We start from the raw sequence: 12742 nt of genomic DNA, 5'->3' as shown, positions 1-12742 counted from the left end.
GAAGTATCGGGTTTGGCTTCCGAATCGCGCCGGAGGTGCGCTGCACCTCCGGTTGCAGGCGTTCACCCCTTGCGTCTAAGCCGCAGTGGAAATTGCAGGTTTGGTCGCAAGCAGTGTCCTCCGATCGTGGATCAAGTTCTCCAACCTGTGGGCCGCGACATTCAATGTAGCCTCGTCCACCGCACTCTCGTCTCCCTTTGCGGCCTTGCTGCGCTGCTCTTTCAGAATACCGTCAATCTCTTCTTCGATTTCCACCAGCTCGGCCTCCGTGCCGACCTTCCGGATCCGTCGCGCCAGGGCATAAAGAGAATCCAACGGCCCTTCCACAGTTGCAGGCTGCCCGATTCCGAGAAATTTCCAGGCCGCCGCCAGAACCGATGCCAGGCCGCCTAAAATCATCGGGGTCAGATAGATCCAGTTGCCGTATTCATCCATGAAGCTCTGTTGGGTGCCGTTGTAGAAGGCTGCTGCCCCAGGATGCACGGCAAGGTAGGCATCCGGGTCGGTACTGGGGGCGGTAATTTGTGCAAACAGCGGCTGCTCGGTTAACAGGTCTCTACGAACGCTCATGATCGTTTGCGTGAGAGTGCCGATCAAATCGGAGCTAAGCTTCTTTCTCGCAACCAAATACAGCGACGTTCTCACGGTCGTGAGATCATCGTCTGGAACCGGCGGGGCTCCGCGTAACGTTCCCTTCGGCACGTCGAAGCTTTCATAGGCTCGATCATACTCCGCAATCGCGCCTGCGGACTCGATTGCAATCAGGACCGGCAACGCCTTCGGGCTTTGCTGAAACAAGCCCCGCACCTGCGCCAGGTATCGCTCGGCCAAAGGGATCACAACAAGCAGCGCGGCAACCTCCTTGGATTGAATCGCACGCCGCGCATCCGCAAGCTCAATGTCTTTGAACGTCTTGGCGCGATCCAGGCCATATTCCTTGCTCAGCACGTCGACAAGTCTGGCATTTGCGGCGCCTGCGATGACGCCCACTCGGCGGCCCTTCAGCTTATCCATGCTGTCGATCGTCGAGCCCGGTGGAGCGATGAGAAGTGCGACCATGCGGCTCACGACAACGACAGCCTGGGCTTGAGACAGATCGCCGACATCGCCACGAACAACCGCGAGATCAACGTCACCCGCCGAAAAGGTCTTGGCGGCTTCGAGTGTCGTACCGACGTCGATCACCTTGAGGCGCACCGCCGCATTCGTCGAAACGAGCCGGCTTGCGATAGCGGACATTGCCTTGACGGCCTCACCGTCAACCGAGCCCGCCGCCACGGTCAGCGTCACCGGCCGGGTATAGTATCGATAGCCAAGAAGACCTGCGCCCGTCGCAAGAATGGCAAGTCCTACGAGCAGGACAAAGCGAAGCCAGAGCGGAAGTTTGATCGAGATCATGCTCATCACTCCGTCGGATTTCAGGCCGTATCCCAATCCCCATTCATGTGTGCACGGCGTTCCGAGCTCGTGCACGCAAGCTCGGACCTTCCCTCGCAAGTCGCGATTTCCTTGGTCGAAATCTACACATGATGGTCGAAATCCCTTAGGGCAATTCGAGTCTCGCGAGCGAGATTGACCAGTGACAGGACGAAAAACACCAGTGCGGCAATAAACAGAATGGCAAAGCCATATTCGTGCGTGAGGTGCAGCAGAGCGCTCACGAACGCAATGATGATCAGGCAGGCTGTGATGATGGCACACATGGTGGAATAGAATATCGACTGGTTGAGGAGCGCCGCCCGGCGCTTAAGACGGGGGATATCCACCTTGAGGTATGCTTTGGGATCTTCTCTGTCGGCGATGCTGTGAAGGAATTGCGAGCGATCGATCACGCGGTTCATGCGCGACATCAGCACCGAAATGAACGCTGCAACGGCCCCAAGCAGAAACGCCGGTGCCGCCACGCTGCCGATGATGCGGGATAGCTGGTCGATCGATGGAATCAGCGGCAGCGCATCGCTCATGTCAGCTACTCCAGCGGCACCACCTTCGCGGCCATGTCGGGTGCGCGGCTCACGCGATAGTTCGCGTTGCTGCATTTGAGCACCCACACGTCATGGTCCGGCTTGGATCGCTTCGCGTCCTTGGTCGCGCCAAGCGCTTTTTCGCAGGTAAAGCCTTGCGTACGTATTTGGGCCGCGAGCATGGTCTGAACCGTTTCCTCGGCGGCCTGCGCCGATCCCACGAGGCCGCTTCCCGGCCTCAGTACCGACGGAAGGGCCGGCAGAGCTATAGCGAGCGCAACCGCAATGCAGTGGCTGAGGACTTTCATGTGACACTCCATCAAGCAAAGACCGTGAACTAAATCGAAAAGTCTTCTTCCTGGATTTCCCGTGTTGAGAACCAGGCCGCACCGAGCAGCAGTGCAAAAATCGCGTGGAGCGCGGTCGCCGGCCACAACAGGATGCCCGTCAATTTGCCGCCAAGCCCAACATAGACGAGATAGATCGCTGCGAGAAGGTTATAGATCAGAAGCGTTCGAACAGACGATAGTTGGTTGGGAGTCTTGGCAGTCGACGGCCACGTCGCGAGCACCAGCGCGAGCAATACGATGGCCGTGAGCCCTCCCAGCGCATCCCCGGCGTTGGAGAATTCGGCGCCGAAGACCAGCCAGGCGAACAGCGGTGGCCAGACGAACAGAACGAGGCCGGTGACGGCGGCCTCGAGAGCGGCAGCGAGAATCGTCCATTTCACGATGCTCGGACTGACCCACATGGTTTCAAAACCGACAGATGCACTCTCGAAGTCGACCTCTCGAGGTCGACTTCATCTTGCTGTGTGTAATTCAGCGACATCGCGTCGCCCCGTGTACCTGCTAGTTCTTGCCTTGCGTTTGCGTCTGCGGCTCTGGTTCGAGCTTGAACGTCAGCTTGTCGATCTTGCCGGTGAACTTGAACGGAGGATCGTAGCGATACTCCACCAGCGCCAATCCAGTGCGCGTGTCCTGGCCGATGTCGAAGCTTTCGTCCTCGGGGAAGGTAATCGGAGTCGTGTGTTCCAGCGTATTCCGCGCCACTTCCTTGCCGTCCACCGACAAGATGCCTGTGCCGCCCTTACCGAGGCCCGGACCATCGGACTTGAAGTCGAAAACGATGGCGTGCTTGCCGGCCGTCAGTTCGGGCCCCTCCCAGGCCGTGCGCTTGAGGTCGAGCAGGTTATAGAGGAACACCACCTTGCCTCGGCCGATTCCAAATTCGCCTTTGCTCAGGAACAGGCCATAGCCGCCGAAGCGCCCACCCTGGGTGACGATCATGCCTTCCGCGCCACGCTCAGGGATGTCGACGTCGGCGGTGATGGTGTAGCCCTTGTTCAGGATGCTCGGCGCCGCGCTGCCGGGCGTGCCGATCAGCTCGCCCGTATAGGTAAACACCGTTCGCCCGGCCGTGAGGCTCGGACGCGGCGTGTTCCAGCGCGCAAGCGTCGTATTATCAAGCGGCAGCACGTTGTACTTCTTCGCTTCGGAGTAGAAGAGGTCCTGCAACTGCTTCAGCTTATCCGGCATCTTGTCCGCGAGGTCGGTGTACTGCGTGGGGTCCTCCTGCACATTGTAGAGTTCCCACTTGTACCCCGTAATCACGTCCGGAGGTGCCTTGGTGCTCAGCTCCCAGGGAAGCGTTACGGGAATTGTCGCCGCAACCCACCCATCATGATAAATTGAGCGATTACCGAGCATCTCGAAATATTGCGTCGTGTGCTTCGTGGGTGCTGCGGCGTTTGCGTTATCCCACGTGTAGGCCATGCTGGTGCCTTCGATCGGGATTTGCTTGATCCCGTTGATCGTATCCGGTTGCTGAATGCCGGCCGCTTCGAGGATGGTCGGCACGATATCGATCACATGATGGAATTGGCGGCGGATGCCGCCGGCGTCCGTGATGTGCCCGGGCCATGACATGACCACGCCCTGGGCGGTCCCGCCGAAGTGTGACGGCACCTGCTTGACCCATTTGAAGGGCGTATCCATCGTCCACGCCCAACCGGCGGCGTAATGCGGGAAGGTCCGCTCCGATCCCCAGAACGGATACCAGAGGAACTGATCCTTCACCGGCACGGCAACGCCGTTGAAGGTGGTGAACTCGTTTGGTGTGCCGTTGAGCATGCCTTCAGCGCTCGCACCATTGTCGCCGCCAATGTAGATGATCAAGGTGTTGTCAAGCTCGCCTAGGTCTTCGACGGCCTGGATGATCCGTCCGATCTCATGGTCGGCATAGGCGAGATAGGCTCCATAGATGTCCGCTTGCTTGATGAAGAGCCTCTTCTCGTCCCAGCTCAGCGAATCCCATTCGGGCAAGTCTTTCGGCCACGGCGTGAGCTTGGCATTCTCGGGCATGATGCCCAGCCGCTTCTGATTGGCGAAGATTTTCTCGCGCACCTTATTCCAGCCCTCGTCGAAGAGGTGCATGTCGCTGATCTTCTTCACCCACTCGGGCGTCGGATGATGCGGAGCATGGGTGGCGCCAGGCACGTAGTAGACGAGCCACGGCTTGCCTGGTGCGATTTCCTTGAGCTGCTTCATGTACTGGATCGCCTCGTCGGCCATCGCGGTCTCGAGATTCCAGCCGGGATTGTTGAGGAAGGGATAGATCGCCGTCGTGTTGCGGAACAGGTTCGGCTGCCACTGGCTCGCATCGCCGCCGACGAAACCGTAGAAGTAGTCGAAGCCCATGCCATTCGGCCACTGATCGAATGGGCCGGCTTGGCTGTCCTGATAGGAAGGCGTGTTGTGGTCCTTGCCGAACCACGAGGTCGCGTAGCCGTTCGCCTTAAGGATGGTGCCGATGGTACCTTTCTCAATCGGGATGATCGAATCGTAGCCCGGGAAACCGGTTCCGATTTCATTGACCACTCCATAGCCAACCGAGTGATGGTTGCGGCCCGTGATGATCGCGGCCCGCGTGGGTGAACAGAGCGACGTCGAATGGAAGTTAGTGTAGCGCAGTCCGGCCTGCGCGATGCGATCCATGGATGGCGTAGGAATCACACCGCCGAAGGTACCGGGAGCGCCGAAACCCTGATCATCCGTCATGATCAGCAGAACGTTGGGGGCGCCCTTCGGCGGCACGACGCGCGGCGCCCACCATGGTTTCGACTCCGAGGCTCTTTCCTTGATGATACCGCCAAATTTCGGATCGGGCGGCGGGAGCTGCTTTCCATCAATTGTTGTGGTGGCGCCCGGCGATCCAATCGGGGCGGCACTTTGGGCAAATGCTGCCGCAGAGATCATGAATGGGGAAATATACAGAAGCGCAATGAAGATCTTGCGAGTACACATGACAAGTCCTCCCGAAATTGCGAGGGCCCAAAGCACGCGAGTTGCCTTTCATTTTCGTCACCACATTCGAAAGAGAACAAAGGCGGGGAGTGCCCCGCCTCTGTTGCTTCGTGCCGCGATCAATCAGCCTGGGCCTTCTCATGCATCCCCGCCTGCAATCTCTTGATGTCCGCAGGCGACAGTTGCGGGCGGTCGACCTTGACCGTCAGCTTGTTGAGCTTGGCCGTCAGCGCGAACGGAGGCTTGTAGTCGGCATCGTTCACGCCGGTGAGCGTGTCGGAGCCGATGTCGAAGCTTTCGTCCCACTGCAGGATCATTGGCAGCGTCTTCGGCATCCGCTTCCTGGCGACGTCCTTGCCATCGACCTTCAGCGTGCCTGTGCCGGGCTGCGCGAGACCGCTGAAGTTGTTGTACTCGAGCGTCTGCGCGCCGATGCCCTCATATTTGAAGTCGAACTCGACCGTGTGCCGGCCCGGCGGCAGCGCATCCGGCCCTTCCCACTTGATGCGTTCGAGATCGACCATGTTCCACAGGAACACCGGCTTGCCCTGCAGCAGGCAGAAGCCGTAGCCGGCGAAGCGGCCTCCCGAGGTCAGGATCATGCCCTCGGCGCCGCCCTGCGGCACGTCGATGTCAGCGGTGATCGTGTAGGAGGTGTTGAGCAGCACGGGCGAGTCCCCCTGCGGCAATCCAGTCATCGGCCGCGTGTACACGAACTCCTTGCGGCCGGCCGTGATGTTCGGACGTGGCGCGATGATGCGGGCCGCAACCGACGCGTCCATCGGGAAGACCTGGTACTTCCTGGCTTCCGCGACGAACTTCTGCCGCATCTCCTTGACCTTCTGCGGATTCTGCGCCGCGATGTCGTCGGTCTGGCTGAAGTCCTTGGTCAGGTTGTAGAGTTGGAAGACCTGGTTGTTGAGCGGATCCGGGTTCGCCGGACCGAACGCCTGCCAGGGTGCGCGGTTGACTTTGGTGGAGAGCATCCAGCCGTCGTCATAGAGCGCCCATTGGCCCATCATCTCGAAGTATTGGGTCTTGTGGCGGGACGCCGTTTTCGCGTTCGCCGCATCGAAGGTGTATGCGAAGCTCGTGCCCTCGATCGGCGCCTGCTTGATGCCGTCGACGACGTCGGGCGCACGGATGCCGGCCGCCTCGAGAATCGTCGGCACCACGTCGATCACGTGGACGAATTGCTCGCGCAGGGCGCCCTTGTCCTTGATGCGCGCCGGCCATGACACCACCATGTTCTGGTTGATGCCGCCGAGCCTGGAGGCATTCTGCTTGAACCAGTCGAAGGGCGTGTCAAACGCCCACGACCAGCCGGCTGACATGTGGTTGTATGTCTGCTCGGTGCCCCAGACGTCGTAGAACTTCATCTGCACGTCGACCGGCAGTTCATTCAGGCCGTTGAAGAACGCCACCTCGTTGGGCGTGCCGAGCGGTCCGCCCTCGGCGCTGGTGCCGTTGTCGCCGTTGATGTAGATGACAAGCGTGTTGTCGAGCCGGCCAAGATCCTGGAAGTGCTGGATCACGCGACCGATTTCGTGATCGTTATAGGCGGCGTAGGCCGCAAACACCTCGACCTGGCGGATGAAGAGCTTCTTCTCCTCGGCGCTCAACTGGTCCCATGGCTTGAGGATGTCCTTGGGCCAAGGCGCCAGCTTGGTGTCCTTCGGGACCACGCCGAGCCGCTTCTGGTTCTCCAGGATGCGCTCGCGCACCTTTTCGTAGCCGTCGTCGAACAGATGCATTGCGCTGATCTTGTCCACCCACTCCTTGGTCGGGTGGTGCGGCGCGTGCGTGGCGCCGGGCGCGTATTTGATGAAGAGCGGCTTCGACGGATCGGTCTGGTGAAGCCGCGTCATCCAGTCGATGGCCTCATCGGCCATCGCGGTGACGAGATTCCAGGTGCCGGGCGGCTTGCCCTGGAACGGATAGATCTGTGTCGTGTTGCGGAAGAGATTCGGCTCCCGCTGGTTTGCGTCGCCGCCGACGAAACCGTAGAAGTATTCGAAGCCCATGCCGATGGGCCACTGGTCGAACGGACCGATCTGGCTGGCCGCGAACGCCGGCGTGTTGTGGTCCTTGCCGAACCATGATGTCGCGTAGCCGTTGTCGAGCAAAATCCGGCCGATCGTCGCTTTGTCCTTCGCAATGATGCTGTTGTAACCGGGGAAGCCGGTCGACTGCTCGGAGATCACGCCGAAGCCGGCCGAATGGTGATTGCGTCCGGTAATCAGCGCCGCGCGGGTCGGTGAGCACAGCGCGGTCGAGAAGACGCGATTGTAGCGCAACCCCTCATTCGCGATGCGCTCCATCGTCGGGGTCGGGATGACGCCACCGAAGGTGCTGGGCACACCGAAACCGGCATCGTCCGTGATGATCAGCAGCACGTTCGGTGCGCTCTTCGGCGGCACGACACGCGGCGGCCACCACGGCTTCGATTGCAGCGCGTCGTCCTTGATCACGCCGCCGAATTTCGGATCAGGCGGCGGAAGCTGCCTTCCGTCTATCGGGGCCGTGGCGGCGGCTGAACCGGGCGGCGGCGCGCTTAGTTGCGTCTGTTGCGCAAACGCCGGCGCTGAAGAAGCAAATACAAATATAAGTGCAAATGCAGCCGCGAAGGATCGGGTAGCGCTCATTGCAATACCTCCCTTCAAATGAAGCGTAATCCTTGGCTAATCTCGACAAGAGGGACTTGACCTGGATCAACGGACAAAATGGCTGACCAGAGGCGGAGATATCTTTCTCCGCGGCATGCTTCGCCACAGATAAGCGGCGCAAGAACTGATCCATACGAAATCCATACGAAAATGTATCTGATTGCTCCGATGCCCCCAGCATTTGGCGCGAACACCGCCGCAGTGCCGGGTATCATCGAAGGTTTGAACCGATGCGCGATGGGCGGTACTCTTCCGCGCCCGTCGATGTTGATCTAGATCAACATCCGTCACGAGATGCCGTGGCCGTCTGCGCGGGCGGTTTATTGATTGCAGGAGAGTTCATATGTTCTCCAATGCATCGTTCGTCCTCATTCTTGCTGCTGCCGCTTTCGCAACGGCGGGCACTGCGTCTGCCCAAACGGCGGCGGCCCGACATGTTTCACCGCAGAAAACGATCGGCACAGCCAAGCCCGAGGCGCCATCAATTTTCGACCTCAATGCCCTTTCTGCCAAGCGTGGCTTCGCGTTGCGCCAGGATCTGTTCGATCGCAACAATCCCACCAATATCAGGTCTGATTGGCCCGGCCCGCCGGCGCAGCCCGGACAGTTCTAGAGATGGAGAGATAGATGAAGGCCATCCTTTTTGCATTTGGATTGCTCGCAAGCCCTTCGTTGATACCCGTGTCCGATCGCGTGCCCGAACTGAAGGTCGAAGCGCTCTGCGAGTCGACGTCCGAGACGGACAAGGCGATGGGATTGGCGTTGGCGCAAAGCTTTGCCGATTGTATGCGCGATGAGACGGCAGCGCAGAAGCAGCTCGGCACGGTATGGGCGACGGCCAAACCCGCAGTCCGTGACTCCTGCGAGAACGAGGCGACATCGCTCGGAACCCAAAGCTATGTCGATCTGCTCACCTGCATCCAGATGACGGAGACGGCAAGCGCGCTGTCGTCGACGCCGCCGCACAGGGGCGCGAGCAAGAATCGAAACAAGCAGTAGCGGAGCACCGCGGGCGCTGCTCACGAGCCTCTGAACAAACGGCGGAGCACCTAAGTAAACCTGCGGTACGACGCTCAAGTGGTGGGGGGACGCAGACGGCGAATGTACACGTCCCGTTCGCGGTGATAAGCTCCGCAGCAGACGTGACCGTCCATACTCGCCACGACAGAACTTTCAGACCGGCACGTCGACGCTGTCAGCGGAGGCGACCATGGGACCGATCGATTTCAAGTTCGGCACGCTCATCCGGACAGGGCCGAAACTGACCTACGGCGGCAAGTGGGACGCCGATCTTGTCGATTGGAAGATCGACCATTCCACCAATGCCTATCTCACGATCTTTATCCGTATCTTCTTCGCGAAGATCGACCCCGCCGGAAAAACCGGGACCTACGGCGATGCGGACGATACCGCCACGCATCCGTCCAAGAAATCCATTCAGAAATGGAAACCCGGCGAGTTCGAACAGTACGTTCGGAATCTCACGAGTAGTGCGCAACGTTTCTGGGACGGCCAGTTCTGGTTGAAGACGCCGAAAACGTATGACGGGCTAAACTATCTCGCCCACGGTCGTCCAGCCTACCGATGCAACGTGTATTGCAAGCTTGATCTCAAGGCGGTCTCAGCGGCCCACGACGCGCACTATACAATTGCCGTCGTTCGCGCACGGGACGGTGTGGACTTCCGTTCGAACTCAGTCCTTTACAGCCAGAACGACATCAAATCGGAGCAGATGATTCCGCACTCAACAGTGAAGTTCTGGACTCACTTCCACGAGGTCGGTCATCTGATCGGCCTCGGCCATGTCGGCACGGGCGGAAAGATCAATGTCCACAACGACAACAGCGCAACGGCCTATGGCGTGACGGCAGCGGAAATGCGGGACGTCATGGGGCGGGGTCATGCCCGCCACAACTGGCACGCGACCCCTTGGCAAGAGGCCGCCGAAGCTTTTACGGGCGTGAAGATCGCAGACTGGAAGGTTTTTCAGCACCACATCGCGCCCGAGCGCGTCTGAGTGCAAACCGAGCATTTATTTCCGAGACCGTGCCGGCGTCGGCCAATATCCGCTCAGACTTTGGTTGGGCACTAAGGGCCGATCGCACAGCGCCGTCTATGTTGCCGCATCAAGCGCGATCATCGCACAATCCGAGAAGCGTAACCCCGTAGCATCCCGGCAACCGTAGAGTTCCGGATTTCCAATTTTGGAAAGGGGTGTTCTACTGATGGAACGCCCCAAGTGTTTTGACCGCTCATTGCATCTGCGGCAGTCGCCGCTCTTAAATTATAGAAATGAGAATGCGCAAAGTAATTTTTTCAGTGGGACCCGTCCTGGCGGTCGCTCTCGCCGTCACGGCGCTTTGGCCGATACCGCATCCGGACGTGGAGCGGCTCGGCGACAGTGTTTACGAAACCATCTGGCTCTGGCGTATCCCGGCCTACGCCAATAATCCGGTTTGGCGCGTGCGCTGGACGTGGAGTGATCCACTTCGCGCACAGGCAAGGTGCTGTCGGGCGACACCGCAGTCGATGATCGACCCTGGTGAACTGCGAATTGCGCCGCGGTCCAATCCGTCGATCGCAAGGTTGACTGGCTAGCCGATCGTCGCAGTTCGGTTTGAAGAGTTCCGTTTTCGATCGCTTTGATCTGACGAGACGCTGCGGGCGTATCGCGGCATGCCTGATTCGGGCAGCGCTTCCATGCATGCCATCTTCAAACACGGCGCTCGCATTGCCAATGCGTTTGCACCTCCGCTGCTGTCAGACAGCCTCGGTTTCGCGACGCCAGTTCATAAGTATTTCTTCGAAATCATCTCAAACTTATCCTGCGATTTTATTATGTGTTTAGACCTTAACTAGGAACCTACTCTTTGATTTACATCTGAAATCGACGGTTTACCTTCTCCTTGAAGTAGCAATTCAAGGCCGACAACAATGCGCCGCAAATGGCTCAAACCGTCTCTCGTCGCAGTGCTGGCAATATGGGCGGGCAACGCAAGGCCGGACGAGAACAAGCCTGCTAACGGCGGATCGGCGTCGGTTATTCCTGGTAGCAGGATCGAATGCTCGCTCACGCGAAAGCCTGGCGAACCGTTCGATCCTCCGTCAACCTCAGCGATACCCCAGACCGGGGCCTTCGTTGCTCGCGAGCATTTTCGCGAAGACATGACGCCAGCGGCCGAGGTCAAAATTTCTTGGCTTGGCGCGACCTTTGTGCGCCGGTTCGCGGTCAAGGCTGAAACCGCTGGCGATACATCTTTGCAATCGTACGCGTTGAAGGCTCCCTCAAGTGCCACGGAGATCTCCGGAGACTTAAATTCGCGCGATGAGACCAAACTCGCGGATGTCTGGTGCCTGTTGAGGCTGCAGGCCAATGGAGAAAGCGGCGCGCTGGATATCAGCTCTTCCCCCAACATATTTTTTGTCCGTGATGCCATGGGTGAGCTTGGCGTGGTTGACGCCCTATGGGGCGGCGCGGGCTGGGAAATTGGAGCCAGTCCGCTCGGAAACCAACAGACATGGCCTCGTGGCACGCGCGTCTTCTCTCGCTGACGGAGCCGGTCGTTCATCCAGAGATCGCCGATTGCTCGAGCGCGCGCCCTAAACCCGCGCCTTGCTCCAGTCGGGGCCCACGGCCCCCGACACGCCTTCGAAGGCGCCGTCGACGAGCTCGAACACCAGGATGCGGTTTGCGTCGACCGGGCCTGGCATGGTGACGCGGCCCTTCGGCACCGGCTTGAAGCCGACGCGGCTGTAATAGGGCTCGTCACCGACCAGCAGCACCAGCCGGTGCCCCTTCTCCTTGGCGTCCTTCAGCGCGCGCTCCATCAAGAGCCGTCCGATGCCGCGGTCGCGGAACGGCGGCTCGACGGTGAGCGGCCCGAGCAGCAGCGCGGGCGTCTCGCCGATCAGCACCGGCAATTGCCTGACAGAGCCGACCAGAAGCGTGCCGATGCGCGCAGTGAAGGAGAGCTCGAGCAGGTGATCGACGTGCTCGCGGATCCGGTAGGCGCTGAGGACGAAGCGACCGGGACCGAACGTGCGTTCGTGCAGCCGCTCGATCGCCTGGGCGTCGCCGGCGGATTCGGGAAGGATAGTGAGCGAGAGATCGTTCATGTCAGCACGGCGTTTTCGAGCGAAGTGGACCCTGGTTCGCGTTCAGAAAACGCGTCAATATCAGGAGGCGGAGTAGCATCTGGCGATGCGCAGGTCCATGGCAGCCAGGCTCCGCTTCAGTTCCTTTAAGGCGTCCCGAGGCCCTCTCACCGCCACGTCGCAATCGCCGGCTTGCCGTCGAGCACCTCGGCGATGCGCAGCCGCGTGCCGGGCGTGGTGTCGTCCGGCAGCGCCGTGCTTGCGAAAAAGCCGCATTCGATGATCTCGCGGTTGGGCTCGGGCAGACGGTCCTGCCGGAAATGCCTGACGACGTAGACCGCGACATGATCACGCCGCGAGACGTGGCTGTTGAGGAAGATGCCGTGCAGCACCGCTTCGCCCGTGAGGTCGATATCTCCCTCCTCCTTGAGCTCGCGCCGCATCGCCTCCTCCATGGTCTCGCCGTAGTCGACGCCGCCGCCGGGGAGGTACCAGCCGCTGACATAGCTATGCTTGACCAGGAACACCCTGTTGTCGGCGTCCAGCACTACGGCGCGGACACCGAGGGTCATGCCGCGGACGAGCAGGAAATAGGCGTGGAAGAATCGCCGCAGCAGCGGCTCGCATCTTCGTCTTATCTGGTCCAGTCGTCCCCCCATCACGCCGCTTGCGTGGCCCCCCTTCAAGCCGTCCTTCAAGCTATCCTTGCCTC

14 protein-coding genes are annotated in these 12742 nt (G+C 60.0%); 5 read left to right on the top strand and 9 right to left on the bottom strand.

Annotation, left to right across the window (positions count from 1 at the left end; genetic code table 11):
• Window positions 1-75: 75 nt before the first annotated feature.
• The 7 genes from MTR72_RS19555 to MTR72_RS19525 all read right to left on the bottom strand — a co-directional run bounded on the left by MTR72_RS19555 (window position 76) and on the right by MTR72_RS19525 (window position 8068).
• Entirely contained in the window at window positions 76-1398 is a 1323-nt protein-coding gene (locus MTR72_RS19555; protein ID WP_280965503.1) for a TAXI family TRAP transporter solute-binding subunit, read from the bottom strand.
• Window positions 1399-1520: 122 nt separating this feature from the next.
• A complete protein-coding gene (locus tag MTR72_RS19550; protein ID WP_280965504.1) occupies window positions 1521-1964 on the bottom strand; it encodes a DUF2721 domain-containing protein in 444 nt (147 codons plus the stop codon).
• 5 nt (window positions 1965-1969) lie between these two features.
• Window positions 1970-2272, bottom strand: a complete 303-nt coding sequence (locus MTR72_RS19545) for a hypothetical protein (protein WP_280965505.1) — start codon at window positions 2270-2272, stop codon at window positions 1970-1972.
• Between the two features lie 29 nt (window positions 2273-2301).
• On the bottom strand, window positions 2302-2715 hold the full coding sequence (locus MTR72_RS19540) for a hypothetical protein (RefSeq protein WP_341510845.1): 414 nt from the start codon (window positions 2713-2715) through the stop codon (window positions 2302-2304).
• A 100-nt stretch (window positions 2716-2815) separates the two neighbouring features.
• A complete protein-coding gene (locus MTR72_RS19535; RefSeq protein WP_280971052.1) occupies window positions 2816-5221 on the bottom strand; it encodes an arylsulfatase in 2406 nt (801 codons plus the stop codon).
• Between the two features lie 167 nt (window positions 5222-5388).
• Window positions 5389-7740: an arylsulfatase gene (locus MTR72_RS19530; protein WP_341510844.1), complete on the bottom strand. Its 2352-nt coding sequence runs from the start codon at window positions 7738-7740 to the stop codon at window positions 5389-5391.
• Between the two features lie 16 nt (window positions 7741-7756).
• On the bottom strand, window positions 7757-8068 hold the full coding sequence (locus MTR72_RS19525; RefSeq protein ID WP_280965508.1) for a hypothetical protein: 312 nt from the start codon (window positions 8066-8068) through the stop codon (window positions 7757-7759).
• 210 nt (window positions 8069-8278) lie between these two features.
• Here MTR72_RS19525 and MTR72_RS19520 point away from each other — a divergent pair, with 210 nt between their 5' ends.
• The 5 genes from MTR72_RS19520 to MTR72_RS19500 all read left to right on the top strand — a co-directional run bounded on the left by MTR72_RS19520 (window position 8279) and on the right by MTR72_RS19500 (window position 11487).
• Window positions 8279-8548, top strand: a complete 270-nt coding sequence (locus MTR72_RS19520) for a hypothetical protein (protein ID WP_280965509.1) — start codon at window positions 8279-8281, stop codon at window positions 8546-8548.
• 14 nt (window positions 8549-8562) lie between these two features.
• Entirely contained in the window at window positions 8563-8934 is a 372-nt protein-coding gene (locus MTR72_RS19515; RefSeq protein WP_280965510.1) for a hypothetical protein, read from the top strand.
• Between the two features lie 211 nt (window positions 8935-9145).
• The gene (locus tag MTR72_RS19510) at window positions 9146-9952 is read left to right on the top strand and encodes a hypothetical protein (protein WP_280965511.1); all 807 of its coding nucleotides are present in this window, start codon (window positions 9146-9148) and stop codon (window positions 9950-9952) included.
• A gap of 281 nt (window positions 9953-10233) precedes the next feature.
• Window positions 10234-10533, top strand: coding sequence for a hypothetical protein (locus MTR72_RS19505; protein WP_341510843.1), 300 nt, complete (start codon window positions 10234-10236; stop codon window positions 10531-10533).
• 336 nt (window positions 10534-10869) lie between these two features.
• Window positions 10870-11487, top strand: a complete 618-nt coding sequence (locus tag MTR72_RS19500) for a hypothetical protein (protein WP_280965512.1) — start codon at window positions 10870-10872, stop codon at window positions 11485-11487.
• Between the two features lie 48 nt (window positions 11488-11535).
• On the opposite strand, the gene MTR72_RS19495 is transcribed toward MTR72_RS19500, so the two are convergent.
• Together MTR72_RS19495 and MTR72_RS19490 are read right to left on the bottom strand one after the other, a co-directional pair.
• Window positions 11536-12051 (bottom strand): GNAT family N-acetyltransferase, encoded by a 516-nt coding sequence (locus MTR72_RS19495; RefSeq protein ID WP_280965513.1) that lies wholly within the window; start codon window positions 12049-12051, stop codon window positions 11536-11538.
• Between the two features lie 146 nt (window positions 12052-12197).
• Window positions 12198-12689 (bottom strand): NUDIX domain-containing protein, encoded by a 492-nt coding sequence (locus MTR72_RS19490; protein WP_280971053.1) that lies wholly within the window; start codon window positions 12687-12689, stop codon window positions 12198-12200.
• Window positions 12690-12742 lie beyond the last annotated feature (53 nt).

Source organism: Bradyrhizobium sp. ISRA442 (genome assembly GCF_038085055.1).
In the GTDB taxonomy this organism is placed as follows: Bacteria; Pseudomonadota; Alphaproteobacteria; order Rhizobiales; family Xanthobacteraceae; genus Bradyrhizobium.
Note: the sequence above shows the minus strand (reverse complement) of the source record. Positions and strands in the feature narration are given on the sequence as shown.